Source organism: Streptococcus ictaluri 707-05, from assembly GCF_000188015.2.
Taxonomy (GTDB): Bacteria; Bacillota; Bacilli; order Lactobacillales; family Streptococcaceae; genus Streptococcus; species Streptococcus ictaluri.
This window is the reverse complement of the sequence record NZ_AEUX02000005.1, coordinates 279,514-301,131: the sequence shown is the minus strand read 5'-3', so window position 1 is coordinate 301,131 and position 21,618 is coordinate 279,514. Positions and strand designations below refer to the sequence as shown.

Annotated in this window: 18 protein-coding genes, 1 pseudogene and 1 riboswitch; of the genes and pseudogenes, 8 read left to right on the top strand and 11 right to left on the bottom strand. The window is 37.3% G+C overall.

Annotated elements, in window-relative coordinates; all coding sequences use genetic code 11:
* Positions 1 to 140: 140 nt before the first annotated feature.
* The 7 genes from STRIC_RS04765 to ppc form a co-directional block, all read right to left on the bottom strand.
* Positions 141 to 1,325, bottom strand: coding sequence for a peptidoglycan bridge formation glycyltransferase FemA/FemB family protein (locus STRIC_RS04765; RefSeq protein ID WP_008088602.1), 1,185 nt, complete (start codon positions 1,323 to 1,325; stop codon positions 141 to 143).
* A gap of 88 nt (positions 1,326 to 1,413) precedes the next feature.
* Positions 1,414 to 2,172, bottom strand: a complete 759-nt coding sequence (gene tpiA, locus STRIC_RS04760) for a triose-phosphate isomerase (protein ID WP_008088253.1) — start codon at positions 2,170 to 2,172, stop codon at positions 1,414 to 1,416.
* A 240-nt stretch (positions 2,173 to 2,412) separates the two neighbouring features.
* Positions 2,413 to 3,609 (bottom strand): elongation factor Tu, encoded by a 1,197-nt coding sequence (gene tuf, locus STRIC_RS04755; protein ID WP_008088239.1) that lies wholly within the window; start codon positions 3,607 to 3,609, stop codon positions 2,413 to 2,415.
* A gap of 125 nt (positions 3,610 to 3,734) precedes the next feature.
* Positions 3,735 to 4,811 carry an anti sigma factor C-terminal domain-containing protein gene (locus STRIC_RS04750; protein WP_008088648.1) on the bottom strand — a complete coding sequence of 359 codons (1,077 nt, stop codon included), beginning with the start codon at positions 4,809 to 4,811 and terminating at the stop codon, positions 3,735 to 3,737.
* The gene (locus STRIC_RS04745; protein ID WP_040831970.1) at positions 4,795 to 5,247 is read right to left on the bottom strand and encodes an RNA polymerase sigma factor; all 453 of its coding nucleotides are present in this window, start codon (positions 5,245 to 5,247) and stop codon (positions 4,795 to 4,797) included. Before STRIC_RS04745 ends, STRIC_RS04750 begins: the two co-directional genes overlap by 17 nt.
* Before the next feature lie 137 nt (positions 5,248 to 5,384).
* Positions 5,385 to 6,659 carry a cell division peptidoglycan polymerase FtsW gene (gene ftsW / locus STRIC_RS04740; protein ID WP_040832037.1) on the bottom strand — a complete coding sequence of 425 codons (1,275 nt, stop codon included), beginning with the start codon at positions 6,657 to 6,659 and terminating at the stop codon, positions 5,385 to 5,387.
* A 140-nt stretch (positions 6,660 to 6,799) separates the two neighbouring features.
* Entirely contained in the window at positions 6,800 to 9,616 is a 2,817-nt protein-coding gene (ppc, locus tag STRIC_RS04735) for a phosphoenolpyruvate carboxylase (RefSeq protein WP_008088132.1), read from the bottom strand.
* Positions 9,617 to 9,812: 196 nt separating this feature from the next.
* Here ppc and pepF point away from each other — a divergent pair, with 196 nt between their 5' ends.
* The gene (pepF, locus tag STRIC_RS04730; RefSeq protein ID WP_008088106.1) at positions 9,813 to 11,612 is read left to right on the top strand and encodes an oligoendopeptidase F; all 1,800 of its coding nucleotides are present in this window, start codon (positions 9,813 to 9,815) and stop codon (positions 11,610 to 11,612) included.
* Positions 11,613 to 11,791: 179 nt separating this feature from the next.
* On the opposite strand, the gene STRIC_RS04725 is transcribed toward pepF, so the two are convergent.
* Positions 11,792 to 12,175, bottom strand: coding sequence for a DUF4430 domain-containing protein (locus STRIC_RS04725; RefSeq protein ID WP_008088604.1), 384 nt, complete (start codon positions 12,173 to 12,175; stop codon positions 11,792 to 11,794).
* Positions 12,159 to 12,662, bottom strand: coding sequence for an ECF transporter S component (locus tag STRIC_RS04720; RefSeq protein ID WP_008088450.1), 504 nt, complete (start codon positions 12,660 to 12,662; stop codon positions 12,159 to 12,161). Before STRIC_RS04720 ends, STRIC_RS04725 begins: the two co-directional genes overlap by 17 nt.
* A gap of 334 nt (positions 12,663 to 12,996) precedes the next feature.
* Between STRIC_RS04720 and STRIC_RS04715 the strand changes: the two genes are divergently transcribed.
* From STRIC_RS04715 to STRIC_RS04695, 5 genes and pseudogenes are all read left to right on the top strand, one after another.
* On the top strand, positions 12,997 to 13,848 hold the full coding sequence (locus tag STRIC_RS04715; protein ID WP_008088323.1) for a glycoside hydrolase family 25 protein: 852 nt from the start codon (positions 12,997 to 12,999) through the stop codon (positions 13,846 to 13,848).
* Positions 13,849 to 13,926: 78 nt separating this feature from the next.
* Positions 13,927 to 14,023: riboswitch (TPP riboswitch) on the top strand.
* 44 nt (positions 14,024 to 14,067) lie between these two features.
* On the top strand, positions 14,068 to 14,631 hold the full coding sequence (gene thiT, locus STRIC_RS04710; RefSeq protein ID WP_008088234.1) for an energy-coupled thiamine transporter ThiT: 564 nt from the start codon (positions 14,068 to 14,070) through the stop codon (positions 14,629 to 14,631).
* Between the two features lie 86 nt (positions 14,632 to 14,717).
* Positions 14,718 to 15,143: a YbaK/EbsC family protein gene (locus STRIC_RS04705; protein WP_008088465.1), complete on the top strand. Its 426-nt coding sequence runs from the start codon at positions 14,718 to 14,720 to the stop codon at positions 15,141 to 15,143.
* Positions 15,144 to 15,193: 50 nt separating this feature from the next.
* A complete protein-coding gene (locus tag STRIC_RS04700; protein WP_008088642.1) occupies positions 15,194 to 15,559 on the top strand; it encodes a YccF domain-containing protein in 366 nt (121 codons plus the stop codon).
* Between the two features lie 16 nt (positions 15,560 to 15,575).
* Positions 15,576 to 16,207, top strand: a pseudogene (locus tag STRIC_RS04695) (histidine phosphatase family protein).
* 69 nt (positions 16,208 to 16,276) lie between these two features.
* Here STRIC_RS04695 and STRIC_RS04690 read toward each other — a convergent pair.
* Entirely contained in the window at positions 16,277 to 17,179 is a 903-nt protein-coding gene (locus STRIC_RS04690) for an HAD family hydrolase (protein WP_008088203.1), read from the bottom strand.
* Between the two features lie 159 nt (positions 17,180 to 17,338).
* Here STRIC_RS04690 and lysS point away from each other — a divergent pair, with 159 nt between their 5' ends.
* Both lysS and STRIC_RS04680 read left to right on the top strand, forming a co-directional pair.
* Positions 17,339 to 18,829: a lysine--tRNA ligase gene (gene lysS / locus STRIC_RS04685; protein WP_008088078.1), complete on the top strand. Its 1,491-nt coding sequence runs from the start codon at positions 17,339 to 17,341 to the stop codon at positions 18,827 to 18,829.
* Between the two features lie 274 nt (positions 18,830 to 19,103).
* Positions 19,104 to 20,459, top strand: a complete 1,356-nt coding sequence (locus STRIC_RS04680) for a YjiH family protein (RefSeq protein ID WP_008088603.1) — start codon at positions 19,104 to 19,106, stop codon at positions 20,457 to 20,459.
* Between the two features lie 64 nt (positions 20,460 to 20,523).
* Here STRIC_RS04680 and STRIC_RS04675 read toward each other — a convergent pair whose 3' ends face one another.
* Positions 20,524 to 21,543, bottom strand: a complete 1,020-nt coding sequence (locus STRIC_RS04675) for an ammonium transporter (protein ID WP_008088182.1) — start codon at positions 21,541 to 21,543, stop codon at positions 20,524 to 20,526.
* Positions 21,544 to 21,618 lie beyond the last annotated feature (75 nt).

Below are 21,618 nucleotides of genomic sequence, written 5' to 3'. Positions count from 1 at the left end.
TTATTATGAAATGCAAAAGACTGCATAATAAAGAAAACTTCAAAAAATAAGTTGCTACAGCTTAAAAAATTGACTCAGCTCAGTATTCAAAAATATCAGCCTGACCTAATCACATGATCTTTTTAGAAAAATAGCTTATCTTATTTAGGAAAAATGTTGTTTTTTATGGCTTTTAGAGTTTTTATAAGTTGAATCTTAGTTGGGTTAGGATAATATCTAAAGGCGCCATAATGCCTTTCAATGTAACCATTAAAGTTTTGCTTAAATCTTAAGACACCATCACTACCATCAAATTTACCGCTAATCCCTAAGAAATTATAACGATTTATGCCAGCTTCCATGGTTCGACACATAGCTTCATATTGGATTAAAAATTGAGCAGAATATTTTTGATACTCACTTCTTGAACCGCCAAATAAATAAGTTACTTCAGTTGGAGAATAAATGAGTAAGACACTTGCAATTTGCAAAATCTCCTTGCCACAAGCAAGGTATTTTTCTAGCTCTTTCTTATCGGCATACAATTTTTCTAATTGGTTTTGATTTATCTCTTTTTTGGACTCAATTTTTGTAATCTTTGATACGATATTTTCGATAGCATCTGCCACGTTTAACTCCGCTAAAAGTAACTCAGCCTTCTCGCCTAGCGTCTCTTTTAAGGTAATATAATAGTCCAAATCTTTATCAGTAAAGCCTTGTCTACTTCCCGTTTCTTCAATAATAGTTTTGAATACTTCAATATCTTCTTTTTCAAAGACATTTCGGATAAGAATGCCATACTCTTTGGCTTTTTTGATATTTCTTTTACTATTGCTGTTAAAAGAACTTAAAATCGTTTTATCATCGTAACCACTTAAATCTTTTATATAATGCCAAAATGGTTCACCATCTATATAATCCGTTACTAAACCGTCAAATTTAAAACCTAATGACAAGAGTTGATCAATAAAACTATTATCTTCTTGTCCTAGCAAATTTCCTTTAGCATCATACAAACTGTGTATACGATTTGGCTTTAAAACAAATTCAAGGTAATGGTGTTTGTTTAAATAGGTTTTCAACTCAGAAAAAAAGGGTAATAGATACTTCTCGTCATTATATAGAGGTCCCATGTTTATTTCTGCTTTATATCCACTAAATTGTTTAATTACTAATAAACTAGAAAGAACTTCTACTTTATCATCAATCATGTAGGCTAAATAGCTTATCTTGTAACCTCTACGTTCCAAAAACTCTAGCATTTCTGTCATTTGCATGAAAGGAACACTATTAAAGTCTTGCAATGCCTTTACATAATTTTCTTTATTAATTTCTCTGAGTGACATGATACTCCTCAATTTATAGATTACTTTTGTCTTAAAATAGATAATACAGGAAGAGAAATAAATTTCTCTTCCTGTATTATAAACTATCTTATTTCACAAAATCAAGTAATGCTAAGAAGCTTTCAGCTTCAAGTGATGCACCACCTACAAGTGCACCATCAACATCTGGACAAGCCATATATTCCTTAACATTTTCAGGTTTTACAGAACCACCGTATTGTACACGAACTTTATCTGCTACTTCTTGACCAAAGTCAGCAGCAACAACGTCACGTACAGCTTTACACATCTTTTGAGCATCTTCTTGAGTAGCTGATTTACCAGTACCAATAGCCCAGATTGGTTCGTAAGCTAATACCAATGAAGCCACTTGTTCTGCTGAAAGACCTTCTAAAGCAGCTGAGACTTGTGCACCTACAAATTCAACAGCCTTACCAGCTTCATAAGTTTCAAGTGATTCACCACAACAAACGATTGGTGTTAAACCATTGTCAAAAATAGCTTTTGCTTTCTTATTGATGTCTTGATCGCTTTCATGGAAATAGTCACGACGTTCTGAGTGTCCAATGACAACGTAGTCTGTTCCCATTTCAGCAAGTACTTTTGGAGAAGTTTCGCCTGTATAAGCACCTGAATTTTCAAAGTAACAGTTTTGAGCAGCAACTTTAAGAACAGATCCTTTAGCAGCTTTAATTGTCGTTACCAAATCAACCGCTGGCGCTGCAACTGCAACGTCTACAAGATCATTTGAAGGTAAATTGTTTACCACAGCCTCAACAAAAGCTTTTGCTTCTTGAGGGTTTTTGTTCATTTTCCAGTTACCGGCAATAATTGGTTTACGTGACATTTCACATACCTCTTCTTTTTTTATTTACAGATACTATTTTAGCACAAATGACCAATGATTAAAAGGAATTGCTTATATTTTAGGAATATTTTCACAAAGAGAAATTCTTTTTCTGAAAGACTTTCAGCCTTCTTTATCAGCATTTTGTCTTTTTTGAGATAGCAAAAAGCCCCCATATTGGGGGCCTCTTCAAACTTAAGTTGTCTGACTTAAATTGCTATTCTGGGAACTTAATTAAAATTAAGCTTCGATTTCTGAAACGATACCTGAACCAACAGTACGTCCACCCTCACGGATAGAGAATGTAGTACCTTGTTCTACGGCGATTGGGTGGATCAACTCAACGTTGATTGTCACGTTATCACCAGGCATAACCATTTCTGTACCTGCTGGAAGTTCGATTGAACCTGTTACGTCAGTTGTACGGAAGTAGAATTGTGGACGGTAGTTGTTGAAGAATGGAGTGTGACGTCCACCTTCATCTTTAGAAAGGATGTAAACTTCACCTTTGAATTTAGTGTGTGGGTTGATTGAACCTGGTTTAGCAATAACTTGACCACGTTCGATTTCGTCACGTTGAACACCACGAAGAAGGATACCTACGTTGTCTCCTGCAAGACCTTCATCAAGTTGTTTACGGAACATTTCAACACCAGTAACAACTGCTTTTTTAGTTTCTTCTTTGATACCAACGATTTCGATTTCGTCGTTGACACGAACAGTACCACGGTCGATACGTCCTGAAGCAACAGTACCACGACCAGTGATTGAGAATACGTCCTCGACTGGAAGAAGCAATGGTTTGTCTGTATCACGTTCTGGTTCTGGAATGTATGAATCAACAGTGTCCATCAATTCCATGATGATATCTTCAAATTTAGAGTCACCTTCAAGAGCTTTAAGAGCTGAACCTTGGATAACTGGAAGGTCATCACCTGGGAAATCGTATTCTGAAAGAAGGTCACGGATTTCCATTTCAACCAATTCAAGCAATTCTTCATCGTCAACAAGGTCAACTTTGTTCATGAAGACAATAAGGTGTTTAACACCAACCTGACGTGAAAGAAGGATGTGCTCACGAGTTTGTGGCATTGGTCCGTCTGTTGAAGCAACTACAAGGATAGCTCCGTCCATTTGAGCGGCACCAGTGATCATGTTTTTAACGTAGTCCGCGTGTCCTGGCGCGTCGATGTGCGCATAGTGACGAGTTGCAGTTTCGTACTCAACGTGTGCAGTGTTGATTGTGATTCCGCGTTCGCGTTCTTCTGGAGCAGCATCGATAGAAGCGTAGTCTTTTGGTTGGTTGACTGAGCTTGGTAGACGACGTGCAAGAACAGTTGTGATTGCAGCTGTTAAAGTAGTTTTACCATGGTCAACGTGTCCGATTGTACCAATGTTAACGTGGGGTTTACTACGATCGTATTTTTCTTTTGCCATTTTGGGAAAAGCCTCCAATAAAATATATTTTATAGATAGACGGTAGGCAATACAGTCTAACTTTACCCTACTATTGTAGCAAATTATAAGGAAAATGCAAGTATTTTATGCTTTTTGTCATTTCTTTATTTTTCTAAAGAGTGGTAGGGTTGAATCATGACGGATTGGCCGATATTTGAAGCGTAAATCCACTTAGCATTCTCTAGTTGTGCAAAGTTTTCAGCTCGACCTGTTAAGATAACACCTTTAAATTTAGCTATTTTGGGATTCTTATTTTTTTCCAAGAATTCTTTTAGCAAATCTTCTGTTGAATATTCTACTCCATCCTCATCAGTCATTGTTGCAAAACCTTGTTTGTTAGCTAAGAATTCTTTAAGGTGCCCCTGAAAAATAGTGTAAGTATTTTCTAAGCTTTCTTGGGGTTTTAGCTTACTGTTTGACTCATATTTCTGATAAATTGAAGTAACATCCGCATTTTTATCTTTGTCATAAGCTTTCTCAATTTCTTTTTCCATCCTTTTTTGTTCTGAATAGCTTAGCCCCTTATCAAAGTATGGGGTAAATCCATAAATTGTATCTAATCCAGACACTTTGACACCACTCCAAATCCAATTTAATTTTAAATTTTGTGGTATTAGTTGATAGATTTCTTTGAGTGTATAACTTTTATCAAAAGTAATGGCTACTTCTACTGCTTGCCCTGGCATTTGACGGATAAGAGGGATATCTTGTGTGACTTCTAAAGATTTTAAGTTTTCTCTCTTTTTTGATTCAAAAAAAACGGGAACTTTGTAACTACTTCCTCTTGTATATAAGGACCGATTATCATCTGAAGAAATTAAAGAATCGCTGCCATTAAAGTGGAATCCCCTTAATCTGAAGGAATAATTTTGCTCATAAGGTTCAAAAGGGACAGAGATACCATCAATATCTTTAAAACGATGTGAGACAAAGGTGCCACTAAATTGTGAGGTTGCATCATAACCCCAACTACTATAAGTGATATTAGGATAGGCTATCTCAGAAACAAGAGCAAAATGATTTTGGATAGTTTGACCATTTCGACTAGTTAGTTTATTTAAACCGCTATAAATAATGGGTAATAAAACCAAGGTTAACAAGCTGCTAAGTAGCATAGTTTTGATTAATGTCTTTTTCTTGTTGCGTTTTGCTATACTTTCAAAATCAGATAAAGTCTTCATAATGGTAACCTTCTTTCTCTAATAAGTGTTTCAAATGTCGTCGTCCTCGCATCAAAGTAATTTTGATATTGCTCTGTGATAATTGCAAAATAGTACTGATTTCCTTGACAGTAAACTCCTGAAAATAATATAAATCAATGACCATTCGTTCCTTATGTTTTAACAGTTGAATAGCCTGATATAAGGGCTCAAAATCTGGATAATCAAACTCAATTACCCTCTCCTCTTTAAAAAAGTCTCTTTGCAATATGGTCTGATACTGTTGGTCACGGCGATAACAATCAATATATCGTCTTGTAGCTACACGATACATCCAGGATCGTATTTTACTAAGATCTAAAACCAGATTACTTTCCATTAAGCTAATCAAAACATCTTGAACCACATCTTTAGCTTGTTCATTGGGCACACCTGATTTAACGAGATAGGCAAGGATTTCGTTAAATCAGGTGATTAATTCTTTTTCATAGTCATCAAGCTTGATTGTCATCACCTCCCTTCTTCACTAATATAACGAATGAGTAGTCACTTTGGTTACAAAAAAATCTCCTTTAAGGAGATTTTTTTAGAGCATTATTGAAATTGTTTGATATTAACAACTTTACTATTTTCTTTTCTGACAGCTTGGCGGTAAGATAATTCAGCTTCTTTATAAATATCTTCTCGTTTTTCGTGGGCATCAATATTAAGCACAAATCCCACCGCAACAGATAAAATCAAGAGACTATTTCCTCCTTGAGATAGAAAAGGAAAGGTTACTCCTGTTGAAGGAATCAAGCCTGATATACCACCAATATTAACAAAGACTTGCATGAGCATCATACCACCAACACCCAAAGCCATCATGGCATTAAATGGATTTTTGGCTTTAATACCAACATTCATAATTCTTAAAATGAGAAAGAAGACTAAGGCTAGGATCAAGCCTGCTCCAATTAAGCCTAATTCTTCAATCACCACTGAAAAAACAAAGTCTGTTTGAGCTTCTGGAAGGTAGCCTCGTTTTTCAATCGAATTTCCAAGACCCTTTCCAAACCAACCGCCATTACTCATAGCGTAATAAGAATGTGCTAGTTGATGTCCTGAATCTGCTAAATCATGAAAAGGGTTAAAGAATGCACTAAAACGCTTAGCCACATATCCAAAGACAGGTACCTTGGCCACCCGTTCTACGCCGATAACCGCAATAGCTCCAAAAAAAAGAGTCGATAAACTCGTGATTAAAACTAAAATACCTGAAAACCAACGATAACCAATTCCACTAATGGAAAACATAATAATTCCTGTTAAGACAATAATGGAGGCATTGCCCAAGTCTGGCTGAATGGTTACCAAAAAAATCATGATGAGGGAATAGACACGCCAGTCTCTTAAATCGCTCCAACTGGTTGGCCACCATTTTCGTCTAGTTAAGGCTTGATAATCATAGCGATCAATCTCTTGTTGCCTCTTTGAAAAAGTGAGAGCCAAGTACCAAACAATAATTAACTTGAGGTATTCAGCAGGCTGAAAGGTAATTGGTCCCATAGAGATCCAACCATGCGATCCATTTATCGGTTTAGTAAAAAAACGAGCAATAAAGAGCAAAACAATTTCACTTAAGATAACTGCCGTCAAAACTTTGGTGTTGGTGAGAAAGTTTAATTTTAGTTTGTAGATAAACATAATTGCCATTAAACTTAATACCCAAAAGACTCCCTGACTAATAACAGATCTAAAGGGATTAGCATGTAGCTGAACCAGGCTAACACTTGTTGTTGAATAAACCATTATCAATCCTATCACAGACAGGATCAGATAAGGCACTAAAATAGAGTAATTGAGCAAATGCCTTTTATCAATTTTCATTTTTTCCCCTATATTCTTGATATAATCATCTAGCATTATACCACCTTTCCAAAGCAAAAAAAAGGGAAAGCGCATGTCTCTCATTTCCCTATCTTAAAAAGTAAAAAGGTAAGGATAGCTAGTCCTCACCTCTTTAGGCATTAACCGGAATTACGAAGTCCTGTCGCAATCCCATTGATGGTAATATGAATTAATTTTTCGTAGTCCTCATCTAGCTCATCATGTCTAAGACGTTTAATCAACTCAATCTGAATATAATTCAAAACATTAAAGTATGGCAAGCGGAAGTCTAAGCTGTGCTTTAAAGATGGGTTTTCTTCTAGCAAGTGATCTGTTTCTTCAATAGCTAGAATCACATTTTTGGTTAGTTGCCACTCATCCAAAATAGTGTGAAAAACATCTCTGACTTCTTGATTCTCAGCTAGTTGAGCGTATTGGAAGGCAATATTCATATTGGATTTTGAGAGCACCATATCCACATTGGACAATAATGAGTGGAAAAATGGCCATGTTTTATACATGTGCTGTAATTTGGCCAAGTTGCCCTCTTCTTTGTCGATAAAGTGTTTAAAGGCTGAACCTACACCGTACCAACCCGGGAACATAATCCGATTTTGTGACCACGAAAATACCCACGGTATGGCTCTTAAACCACTGATTTCAGTAATGGTTTTTCGTGCAGCAGGTCTTGAACCGATGTTAAGACTTGAGACTTCTTTAATGGGGCTGGCCTCAAAGAAATAATCATAAAAATGGGGATTATTAAAGACCAAGTCACGATAGATAACGTTACTATCTTCCACAATCTCATCCATCAGGCTTCTAAAGCCATCGATTTCAGCGGGATTAGTCAGCATACGTGTCACCATACGATTGACAGAAGCTGAAATAAGCATCTGCAGATTATAATAAGCAACGTCTTTATTACCATATTTGTTTTCAATGATTTCGCCTTGCTCTGTTAAACGGATACGATCTTTGATAGAGCCAAAAGGTTGAGAGGTAATGGCCTCATAAGATGGGCCACCACCACGACCAACTGTTCCCCCACGACCATGGAAGAAAGTGATTTTAATGCCTTTTTTATCTCCAAGCTCTGTCAATTCATTTTGAGCTTTATAAAGGGTCCAGCCTGATGCTAAGTAACCACCATCTTTATTACTATCTGAATAACCAAGCATAATCTCTTGATAGTTATCTTTGCTAGCTACCCAAGATTTAACAATATCATAATCTAAGAATTCTGACATAATCGCTTTGGCATTGTCTAAATCTTCAATCGTTTCAAAGAGGGGAACAATCTGGACGCGAGCTTTGTCCTTATCAATCAAGCAAACTTCTTTTAACATCAAAGCCAACTCAAACATATCTGAGACACTTTCAGTATGAGAAATAATGTGCTGCTTGATGACCTCTTCGCCTAACTTATCTTTTAAATAGCGGGCTGAAGCATAAATAGCCAGCTCTTTTTCTAATAAGTCAGACTTAGCAACTGCCGCAGACGATAGTGTTCTTGGGTCTTCTGTTAATTCTTTTAGCAAGACCTGACATTTTTCTTCCTCAGATAAAGCGGAGTAATCCTCAACAATATTTGCTCCTTTTAACAGTTCAGCCACACAGGCCTCATGAACACTGGAATCTTGTCTCATGTCGATGCTAGCTAGGAAGAAGCCAAAAATATCAATGGCTTGAAGAATTTCTTGTAGATCACCTTCAATAAGAGCTTGATTGCCACTGGTTCGCAATGACTCTTCAATAAGGTTAAGATCTGCTTTAAACTCTTCTGCTTTTGCATAGGCTTTGATTGGTAGGTCTTCCATATCCTCAATCGCTTTTTTGGCCTTATTTTGAATAAATTTCGCCACTACTGAAGCATGGTTCCTGGAGTGCGCCTTAAAATGAGAGTCTTTTGGAAGTAACTGTGATAATTCAGGGCTATCTGTTAAATCCAATAAAGTCTGTACTAAGCGATTTTGGATATAATGAAAGGCTTTTCGGTAAGATTCATTTTCACGGTAAATGGACTTATCACTTGATAGACTAGCTAAGCGCTCTACCTCTGGACTAGGATTAGTAAGGGTAGATGATAAAGAGAAGGTTCGATAAAGGAGAGATAGCTTTTCAATGTAAAAGTTAATAATAACTTCACTTTGAACCTTAGCAGACAACTCGAGCGTTTCAGCCGTTACAAAAGGATTACCGTCACGGTCACCACCAATCCACATTCCCATGGTGATAGGCTTAGGATTGTTAAGCATCAGACCCCTTGCTTTAGCCAGTTCTTTGTACTCATTGGTTAACTTGGTAATAGCTGGAATCAAAGAGGCTTTATAGTATTGCATGACATTGGTGATCTCGTTTTTCACCTTTAGCTTTTTCTCACGAATAATGTCTGTCTGCATGATAATTTCAATATAGCGGTAAAGTTCTTTGTACCACTTTTCTTGATTGACAACGCCAGATTTCACATCTCGGTATTTGCGTAGCAAGTCATGAATATGATTGGTAAGCTCTAAAACCGTTTTGCGTTGGACTTGAGTCGGATGCGCTGTCAAAACAGGAACCACGTTGACTTGTTCTAAGAGATGATCAGCATTTTCTTTTTCAGCAACTGCATCAATAGTCAGGGATAATTTACCCAAATAATCACGATTAGTATTATTTTGATAGTTAATCTCATAAGCCAAATCAACATCTTCAGTAATATTGATTAAGAGGGGAAGAATGGTAAAGTACCTTGAGATTAAAACCATTTCTTCATTGGTGATAGTGGCAATTAACTTCTCAAGTAAGACATGGTCTTGTTTTTCCGATAAATCAATAATCTTTTCAATGGTCGCAAAGACCTGATCACCAGCCATTTGACGGGTGATGTCCTCAAGAATCTCTTTTAACAGACTGACTTCTTCGGCAATAATGTCTTGGTTATTGTTGCTCTCTAACTTTTTGATTGACAAACTACTGATGCCTCCTCTACTAGTTTCTCTTTTATCATACCACTTTTTACCTAAAAAGTAAGCTCATTATCATTGAATGTCTGTTTTTTCCAAAAAAATAAGGTCTTTTTCAACTAAACGTTTGGAAGAATTTCGAGCATCTTTCTCTGCTATTTTCTGTTATACTAATAGATAATAACTATCTAAGGAGAATGGTATGGAATTAAAAAAACGTTCAGCATTTCCAGAAAATGAACTTTGGGATCTAAGTGCCCTCTACAAAGATCGTGAAGACTTTTTACTAGCTATTGAAAAAGCTTTGCAAGATGTGGTTCTTTTCAAGAAGAATTACGAGGGTAAATTAGTCACAGTAGATGATTTTACACAAGCTCTGATGACAATCGAACACATCTACATCCAAATGAGTCATATTGGTACCTATGCCTTTATGCCACAAACAACAGATTTTTCAAATGAAAGCTTTGCTCAAATTGCCCAGGCAGGTGATGATTTCATGACTAAGGCTAGCGTCGAACTTAGCTTTTTTGACACGGCATTAGCCAATGCTGATAAAGCTGTCCTAGATCAACTAGAAGAAAATCCCTATTTCAGCGCTGCTATTCGCATGGCTAAACTTCAAAAAGAACATCTCTTAAGTCCAGATGTTGAAAAAGCTCTAGCGAATCTTCGAGAAGTGTTAAACGCTCCTTACGACATTTATACCAAAATGCGTGCCGGTGATTTTGCTATGGAGGACTTTGACGTTGATGGTAAAAGCTATCAAAATGGTTTTGTGGCTTACGAGAACTTTTATCAAAACCATGATAATGCCCAAATCCGTGAAAAAGCCTTTCGTTCTTTCTCTGAAGGACTTCGTAAACATCAAAATACAGCTGCTGCCGCTTACTTAGCTAAGGTAAAATCTGAAAAACTGATTGCTGACATGAAGGGCTACGACTCTGTTTTTGATTATTTATTAGCTGATCAGGAAGTGGATCGCAGCATGTTTGATCGTCAAATCGACCTTATCATGACCGAATTTGGACCAGTTGCCCAAAAATTCTTAAAACATGTTGCACAGGTTAATGGTTTAGACAAGATGACCTTTGCTGATTGGAAACTGGATATTGATAACGAGCTTAATCCTGAGGTTTCTATCGATGATGCTTATGATCTTGTCAAGAAGTCTCTTGCTCCGCTTGGCCAAGAATATACACAAGAAATTTCACGCTACCAAACCGAACGTTGGGTTGACTTTGCTGCTAATGCTAATAAAGACTCTGGTGGCTATGCCGCAGATCCTTATAAGGTACACCCTTATGTGTTGATGAGCTGGACAGGACGTATGTCTGATGTTTATACTTTGATTCATGAAATCGGTCATTCTGGTCAGTTTATTTTCTCAGATAACCATCAAAGCTACTTCAACACCCATATGTCTACTTACTATGTGGAAGCACCATCAACCTTTAATGAGCTGATGCTAAGCGATTACCTGGAGCATCAATATGATGATCCTCGTCAAAAACGCTTTGCGCTAGCCCACCGTTTAACCGATACTTACTTCCACAACTTTATTACACACTTGTTAGAAGCAGCCTTTCAACGTCGTGTTTATACTTTGATTGAAGAAGGTGGCACCTTTGGTGCCGAACAACTGAATAGCATCATGAAAGAAGTCTTGACTGAGTTTTGGGGAGATGCCATTGAGATTGACGATGACGCTGCTCTAACCTGGATGAGACAGGCTCACTATTATATGGGATTATACAGCTATACCTACTCAGCTGGTTTAGTTATTTCAACAGCCGGTTATCTCAATCTGAAGAATAACCCAAATGGCGCTAAAGAATGGTTAGATTTCCTCAAATCTGGAGGCAGCCGTACACCATTAGATACCGCCCTGTTGATTGGTGCAGATATTGCAACCGAAAAACCATTGCGAGATACCATAGCCTTTCTTGACCAAACGGTCGATCAAATCATTCAATACTCTAAAGATATGACTAATGCATAATATCGACAACGATTCTTTTCAGTGATGAGATAGTAACATTTTTAAAAAGCTACTTAGCCTGTTGGAGGCTCTCTCAAAATATCAGAAATAATCAAAAAAGCTAAGGGCTTAGTGTAGCCCTTAGCTTTTTTTGCAAATACGTCTTATTTTCAAGTGGAAAAAATGAGGTTTGCTTTTTATTACTTAACAACTTCCTGATAGAACTCGATTTTATCACCATCTTTGACTTTAAGCTGGTTAGCACCTTTATCTGCCATTTTCCCGTTGACTTTAAAAAACCAATACTTTTGAGCCTTTGTATCTTGTTCAATACCGTCAATTGCTGTGATGAAGCCATCTTTTTCTTGAACCTTATAATTTTCTTTTAAGACCTCTAAAACCGTTTCTCCCTTGTCAAAGGCAACCTTCTCATCAATGGTATCTTGGTCTTCTTTGACAATCAAGCGAACTTGCTGATTAGCTACCGTTTTCTTACTTTCTTGAGAAGCATTATTCCCTTGAGAACAAGCTACCAAACTTAATGACAAGACGGTTAATAAAAGTGTTTTAAATCCTTTTTTCATTTGAAATTCTCCTAAACAATAGTAAGATTAATGGGTAAAAAACAAAAGTTGAGACTGCATGTGCCAAGTTAAAAGGCATTCCTGCTAAAAGATAGGTCCACCAGGGCATACTGTATAGGTAAGCAAAAGCAGCATCAATTAAAAAGCCATAGGCAAGACCACAAAAAGCGGCCATTAAGGACTGAATCAGCAAGTCGTACCTTACTACTTTCTTAGATAAGGGATACAAGAGTACTTTCCAAACCAATAAGATGATGGCAAAAGCGCTGATTTGCCAAAAGACCCATGGCCCAAATCCTAGGATGAAAGACGTTAATAACATACAAAGACCCATTAACAAGACTGCTTCTGCCAAACCATAGCAAAGCAAATAAACAAGAAAAATGGCTGTCACAGGTTGCACATTTGGTAAGCTACTAAAAGCAAGTCGTAGGACAAAACATAAAGCAGACATGACGGCAATTCGACTAATAACTTTAGCTGACATTTGGTTTCTCAATTTCTTTTTTTGTCTATTATGACAGATTTTTGCTACTTTGACTAGTTAGATGCAACTTCAAAAAAAGTTAAAAATAGTAGTTCAATGAGAATAAAGCAAGAAAAAGTTAGATATTCCACAACTTTTATAAATAAAAACTATATAATAACCGTCACAAGACATAGTTTTATGTTATATAAAATTAGGGTTGAAACATGCCTTTATAAGCGTCATGTCTTGTGCCCGACTAGACTTAGACAAAATATACTTAAAATGCAAGATAATATAAGAAATTAGTTAGGATACTTTGATTTTTTCAAGCATTTAGGGTACAATATCAATAATGAGAAGAAGAATAAAGCCTATTGTTGTCATTGTCTTCTTTGCTTTTATTGCTTTGTTATTAATGATTGGAAAGATTCATTCTGAAACGATTAAGAAAAAAGAACTTAGTCTGGCTAAAGAGAACGTTCCTATTGTGACGAGTAGTTCAAGCAAAAGGACAGAAAGCACAACTGAAAATGAAGAATTTATCTTAAATCCTATTATTGATGTTTCCGGTTGGCAGCTCCCAAATGAAATTGATTATGATACCTTATCACAGAATATTTCAGGCGCTATTGTTCGTGTCTATGGAGGCTCACAAATCACTGCCAATAACAATGCTGCTTTCACAACTGGCATTGATAAGTCATTTAAGAAACACATTGAGGAATTCCAAAAAAGGGACGTTCCTGTCGCGGTCTACAGCTATGCCCTAGGGCGAAGCAGCAAGGAAATGCGTGAAGAAGCCAGAACCTTTTACAAAAATGCTTCCCCTTACAAACCAACTTACTATTGGATTGATGTGGAAGAAGCAACCATGAAAAATATGAACAAAGGTGTTAAAGCTTTCCGAGAAGAGCTTAAAAAACTGGGGGCTAAGAATGTTGGACTTTATATTGGCACCTACTTTATGGTTGAACAAGAAATTTCAACCAAAGGTTTTGATGCCATCTGGATTCCAACCTATGGAAGTGACTCTGGTTATTACGAAGCTGCTCCTAACACAGATTTAGATTATGACCTTCACCAGTACACCTCTCAAGGCTATATCAATGGTTTTAAAAACCCACTTGATTTAAATCAAATTGCAGTCCATAAAAATCCTAAAGAAACCTTTGAAAAATTATTTGGTAAAATCAAAAAAAGATAAGAGCTAACTAGCTCTTATCTTTTTTAAAGCGCTTTTCTTGACAAGTCACAAGCAAAATCATTATAATTGAAACAAATACATATCACAAAGGAGTGCTTTGGCTGAGATCGCAACTGCGAAATCCTAGGGACCTGATCTTGTTAGTACAAGCGGAGGGATTGTGACCAATAAATACTATTGGATAACAATGCTCTTTTTGTGGACAAAAGGAGTTTTTTTATGTCGTCAAAAACTAATGTTAAGCTTTTAATTGAAGCAGCTATTTTCGCTGCCCTGGCAATGGCTTTATCTTTTATACCAGACTTTGTCAGCTGGTTCAGCCCATCATTTGGAGCTATTCCACTGGTTCTATTTTCCCTACGACGTGGCCTAAAATATGGCCTCTTGGCTGGTCTCATCTGGGGACTACTCCATTTTGTCCTTGGTAAGATTTATTACCTTAGCTTGTCACAAGCTATCATTGAATATATTATTGCCTTTATCTGTATGGGACTAGCTGGTTTCTTTGCTAAACCTTTAGCTAATAGCCTTAAATTTCAAAAGATGACTTCTAGTATCACTATCGCGCTTATGGGAGCCTTCTTTGCGGTTGGTGTTCGCTACATCTGGCATTTCATTGCAGGGGTTATTTTCTGGGGAAGTTATGCTCCTAAAGGAATGTCTGCTATTTGGTATTCATTCACAGTTAATGGGACTGCTGGGCTCCTAACCTTTTTAGTAACAGCACTGGCTTTAGTTATCATTTTACCAACACAACCTTCATTCTTCCTTCCAAGAGATTAATGATAAGTTGACCTTAACCTTATAGTTCAAAAATGGTATAATATGATTATTATACTATTTTTATTTCGTTAAATAAGGGTGAACTTATGGCTAAAAAAGGAAAAATTAAAAAAACCTTGGTCGAACAAATATTAGATAAAGCACATATTGAGCATCAAGGACTACACATTAACACACTTGAGGGGGACATCCCTGAGTCGCTCCAACCATCTGACATTTATAAAACCTTAGCTCTTAATGGTGACAAAACAGGTCCACTAATTGGTATTATTCCTCTAACAGAGCATCTTAGTGAGAAAAAATTAGCAAAAGCTTCAGGTAATAAAAAGGTCTCCATGATTCCTCAAAAAGACTTACAAAAAACAACGGGTTATGTCCATGGTGCCAATAATCCTGTTGGCATCCGACAAAAGCATCGTTATCCCATTTTTATTGATGACTCTGCTTTAGAAAAAGGGGAGATGGTTGTCTCAGCAGGAGAAGTTGGCAGGTCTATTCAGATTAAGAGCTAAGCGCTAGCTGATTTTGTTGATGGCCACTTTGTCAATATTAAGGAGTAAAAATGAAATCACTTGGAAACATGATTTGGTTTATCTGTTCTGGTCTTTGGGCTTGGATCTCTTGGACTTTGGTAGGTCTCTTATTATCATTAACAATCATCGGACTACCTATCGGATTACAATGTTTTAAAATTGCCAACTTTGGGCTATTTCCATTTGGCAAGGATATCCAAATTGGTCAGTCAGGATCTAGCGTCTTGTTAAACATGATTTGGATTATCGTTTTTGGCTGGCAGCTAGCTGCTATTCATCTCGCTTCTGCTTTCTTGTTATGTATTAGCATTATTGGCATTCCCTTTGCCATCCAATCTTTTAAATTAGCGAAAATCAGTCTCTTTCCATTTGGCGCTAAAATCATTTTGAATTAGGAAAGGTTATACCGTTATGAAATTATATTTTGTAAGACATGGCAAAACCCTTTGGAATGTTGAAGGACGTTTTCAAGTAGTGGCGACTCACCACTACTTGAAGAATCAAAAGAGGAACTTAAAGCATTAGCCAATGAAATTGATTCTATTGCTTTTGACGCTGTTTACTCTAGTGATTTAAAAAGAGCAATTGACACTACTAAGATTCTCATCGAAGAAGCTGATATTAGTGAAGAAGTAACTTATACTAAAGCTTTGAGAGAATGGCAACTTGGAAAGTTAGAAGGGGCAAAAATCGCAACCATGTCAGCCATTTACCCTAGTCAAATAGCTGCTTTTCAGCATAATCTAGCTAAATTTAAGGCCAGCCAATTTGAAGCTGAGTCCATCTATGAAACAACGCAACGCGTTCGACAGCTTGTTCACTCCTTTGAAGACAAGGGATATGAGCATGTCCTAATCGTTGGTCATGGGGCTAACCTAACAGCTTCTATTCGTTCTCTCTTAGGATTTGAACCTGCACTTTTGCGCGCAAAAGGTGGCTTAGCCAATGCTAGTCTAACAGTTTTAGAAACCAGTGATTGCCAACACTTCCACTGCCTCAGATGGAATGATAAAAGCTACTTGGAAAATGAATCATTTTCTTAGGTGTTTGTCGTTTATTGACATTCTTTACATTAAAAAACTCATTTTTGAACTTAAAGTGTCTGCTATTTCTTATCTAGCATATTTAAGACGCAGCACTTTTTCTTGTTGCTTATTGAGACGTAATAAAATAACCACTTTATCAATACTCATATTGCTTTCTAACAGTCGCTCTGCGGCCATCATCAAGCCATTATTAAGGCCCATTTGTAAGATAGGGTTCTTTTTGTCATTAACATCAAAGATAAACTTATTATCTGGTAAGTCAAAGAGCACTTTGACGGCACCGAATAATTGTTCAAAGTTATCAATGGCCACATCATAAACAGGCTTAGTACCTGCTTTTAAGCTACGCCCTCTGTGATTAAACCACATAGAATGCCAACCACCATTAAAAGCCCCCATAATATCATTATCATAGGAATCTCCCACATAGAGGGTAGTTTGTGGGTTCATATCAAATTGCTCTGCGGCTAAATTGAAAATTTCTTTTTCTGGTTTTTGAAAACCTGTAGCCTGACTAACAATCACACGTTTAGGATCAACGTAATCATATAAGCCTAATTTGCGAACCTTTTTGAGTTGATGTTCTGTTGGACCATTAGTGATAATTCCCATAGGAACATTTTTGGTCTTGAGAAAATCAAGAGTCATGCGCATTTCATCTAGCATGGTAATATTTTCAAGCTCATGCTCATAAATGTCTTGAAAATGAACACCAGTCTCTTGATCGATTTCTCGGTAGCCAAATTCAAGAAGGGTTTCTTTGCAGCGCCAGAAACGAAAATACTCTGTTGTCCATTCTCCTGCCATCACTCTTGGAAAGCCAATATCAGAGTAGTGACGAAAACGAATATAGGCTTGGTTCATCATGGACATATTAAAGTCAGGGAAGCACTTTTCCATAGCAATACGATAAGGTGCTTGCTGATCATAAATAGTGTCGTCAACATCAAAAACAATAGCTGTAATCATGGATCTCTTTTCTTTTCTAATAATATCCCTAACATTATACTATTTTCGAATAAGCTTTTCAAATTGTCTAAGAAAGGGACTTATCTTTTCCATTGAAATATAGGTGTATTCTGACCCTATTTATGGTACAATAGGAAGGAAAACGTATTGGAGGAAAACATGTCAAATCAACACATCGAAGAATTAAATGATCAACAGATTGTCCGTCGTGAAAAAATGACGGCTCTGGCTGAACAAGGAATTGATCCTTTCGGTAAGCGTTTTGAACGCACAGCCAATTCTGCTGAATTAAAAGAAAAATATGCTGATAAAACTAAAGAAGAATTACATGAACTAAAAGAAACAGCAATTGTCGCTGGACGCTTAATGACTAAACGCGGAAAAGGTAAAGCTGGCTTTGCTCACCTACAAGACCGCCAAGGACAAATTCAAGTCTATGTTCGTAAAGATTCTGTCGGTGATGAGAATTATGACATCTTCAAAAAAGCTGACTTGGGAGATTTCATCGGTGTCGAAGGTGAGATTATGCGTACCGATATGGGTGAATTGTCTATTAAAGCTACAAAAGTAACTCACTTGTCTAAATCACTTCGTCCATTACCTGAGAAATTCCACGGCTTAACTGATATTGAAACCATTTACCGTAAACGTCACTTAGATTTGATTTCTAATCGTGAAAGCTTTGATCGTTTTGTGACACGTTCTAAAATGATTTCAGAAATCCGTCGTTACTTAGATGGCATGGACTTCTTAGAAGTTGAAACACCTGTGCTTCACAATGAAGCTGGTGGAGCTGCTGCTCGTCCATTTATCACTCACCACAATGCCCAAAACATTGAGATGGTACTTCGTATCGCAACTGAGCTTCATTTAAAACGCTTGATTGTTGGTGGTATGGAACGCGTTTATGAAATTGGTCGTATCTTCCGTAACGAAGGGATGGATGCGACACATAATCCTGAGTTTACTTCAATTGAAGTATACCAAGCCTACGCTGACTATCAAGACATCATGAATCTGACTGAAGGTATCATCCAGCATGCCGCTAAAGCTGTTAAAGGGGATGGACCAATTGACTATCAAGGAAATGAAATCTTGATTAATCAACCATTCAAACGTGTCCATATGGTTGATGCTATTAAAGAAGTTACTGGCATTGATTTTTGGCCTGAAATGTCTCTTGAAGACGCCATTGCGCTTGCCAAAGAAAAACATGTCCCACTTGAAAAACACTTTACAAGTGTTGGTCATATTATCAACGCTTTCTTCGAAGAGTTTGTTGAAGAAACATTAATCCAACCAACCTTTGTCTTTGGTCATCCTGTTGAAGTATCTCCTTTAGCTAAGAAGAACCCAGAGGATGGTCGCTTTACAGACCGTTTTGAGTTATTTATCATGACTAAAGAGTACGCTAATGCCTTCACGGAGTTAAATGATCCGATTGATCAACTCTCTCGCTTCGAAGCGCAAGCTCAAGCTAAAGAACTTGGTGACGATGAAGCAACTGGTATTGATTATGAGTTCGTTGAAGCACTTGAATATGGTATGCCTCCTACAGGTGGACTAGGAATTGGAATCGATCGTCTATGTATGTTGTTAACCAATACAACAACTATTCGCGATGTTCTACTATTCCCAACCATGAAATAATAGCACCCAAGGATGTGCTAACATTGGCTTCTAGCTGAAGACTTTCAAAAGTCTTTACTCAAAGACCTATTGAAGTCACTAAGAAAACCGAATGATCTGTAACAGAGAACCAAACTTCTCGTTTAGATATTCGGTTTCTTTATTTATCAGTGGGCTTGATCACGTAGACAATTTCTTAAGACATACCTTGTTTCTTATCTTATTCTACTGAACCACTGAAACTAAAAGCTGATACTGTTTTTTGAGCTAATAAGCTCTTACTCTGGAGGATTTTATGACCCAAGAACGCCGATCGGTTAAAGCTATTTTAACCTTTCTTATCCCTTCCCTTATTGGGATTCTACTATTGATGACCCCTTTTCAGTACAAAGGCATGTCCACCGTGGCTGTTTCTGTTATTTCTAAATCCATTAACCAATGGATTAACAGCCTCATTCCTATTCCATACCTTATCTTACTGATTATTTCCATATCGTATCTCTTAGCACTACTCTATCGTTTCTTTCGCCCAGCCTTTATTTCCCAAAATGACCTTCTAAGAGAAATTTCAGATATCCCTCTCTTTTGGTTGCTAGTTCGCCTAACAGGCTTACTTTTAGGGCTAATAACGGTCTTCCAATTAGGGCCAGAAGTGATTTGGAGCAAGGATACAGGAGGTCTCATTCTTTTTGACTTAATTGGAGGACTGTTCACCATCTTTTTAGCAGCTGGTTTTATCCTTCCTTTCTTAACGGAATTTGGTTTATTAGAATTTGTGGGAGTTTTCCTAACCCCTATAATGCGTCCTTTATTCCATTTACCTGGTCGCTCTGCTGTTAACTGTGTAGCTTCTTTTGTGGGTGATGGTACGATTGGGATTGCCTTAACAGATAAGCAATATGTTGCCGGACACTACACGGCACGAGAAGCAGCCACGATTGCCACTACTTTTTCGGCAGTATCTATTACTTTTTGTTTGGTGGTGCTTCAAAACGTTGGCTTAACTGATTATTTTGGCCATTTTTACTTAACGGTTATTGCCAGTAGCATTGTCTGTGCTCTTGTTATCCCTCATCTCCCCCCCTTATCTCGCAAGCCTGATAGCCATTTTATCACACTTAAAGACAAGGCTTCTGAGACTATACCTGAGCATCATAACAAGTTAACTTGGGCCTTGCAATTAGCTATTGATAAGTCCAAATCAAATGGTGATGTCAAAACTTTTATCAATAGTGCTTCAAAAACAGTGCTTAGTTTATGGTTTGGCGTCATCCCAACTATTATGACCGTCGGGACCTTGGCCTTAATCATCTCTGTTTCAACGCCAGTCTTTAAAATTTTGGGTATGCCTTTCTTACCTTTACTAGAGCTCTTTGGTATTCCTGAAGCAGCTGCGGCTAGTCAGACCATGATTGTTGGCTTTTCAGACATGGTTGTTCCTTCTATCATGGCGGCAGAGATTAAAAGTGAGATGACACGCTTTATTATTGCTACTGTTTCCATTGTGCAACTGATTTATATGTCTGAGACAGGCTCGGTTATTTTGGGCTCTAAGATTCCTGTTAATATCATTGAGCTATTTATCATTTTTATTGAACGTACCTTGATTTCATTACCCATTATTATTCTAATGGCTCATTTATTCTTCTAACTAAAACCCTTGCTTCATAAATGAAGCAAGGGTTTTTTATTGCTCTCTATTTTGTCAAAATTTCTTAAGAAGCCATAATAAACCGCGCAATGGCCCATGTCACAAGAAGCGAAAGCAAGCTTGCAATAGCAATAGCTAATAATTGAGCTCCTATGATATGTGGATGAAAGACAATGACCCCTAGACTGCCCAGTAGACCTCCGATACCATTCATCCCAAATGGATCAACCACATCATCAACAGACAACTTTTTACTAATGGCATCTGTTAAAAAGTAGGTCAAAAAACTAGCTAAAAAGGTGACAATCACTATTGGTAGAGCATCCAGATAGCCTACTCCAGCTGTACTGGTAACCAAACCAACAATCATGCCATTTAATAAAGCTAAACTAGATTCCTCTTTAGTCGAAAAATAAGAAGCTAAAGACCATGCCAAGCCGCCACTGATAATAGCTAGAAGGGTGTTTAGTAAGACTTGTCCAGCTGCATCATTCAATTGACCGACAGGTACTACATTAAAACCGAACCAACCTAGAGTCACTAAAATCATTCCCAGATAAAGCCATTCCTCTCTTAACTTATCATGAATATGATCTGTCCGTCCTTTATAGTAAGCTAAAACATAAGTTGATAAGCCTGCTGACAGGTGAACCACTATTCCGCCCGAGAAATCCTCAACACCCATTTGAGCTAAAAAGCCTTCTGGCCTCCAGATAAGATAGGCCAAGGGACTGTACACCAAAAAGACCCAAACAAAGACTGCTAATAAAAGTGATCTGGTCTTAACCCGATCAATGATTGATCCAATAAACATGACCACCGCATACAAACAAAAGCAGAGTTGAAAAAGAATATCAAGGATACGGTATAAAGACAAGTGCCCTGCTGTCACAACACTAGACCAGTGGCCTTCAAATGCTAAAAAATAGGCCCCAAATAACCAAGCTACCGTTGCGACTATGATAGCTAAGGTAAATTGATAAAGCATGCGTGGGGCTAAAGCTTCTTTTAGACTGCCAATATAGAAAAAAGCCATTCCAAAAATCATGGCCCACATGATTAAAATACAAATAAGAAGAAACATAATTCCCTTTCTTTACAAATAAGGTGATATTTGTTAAACTTAAAAAGTTAACTGGTTAAGTATTCTATCTTAAAA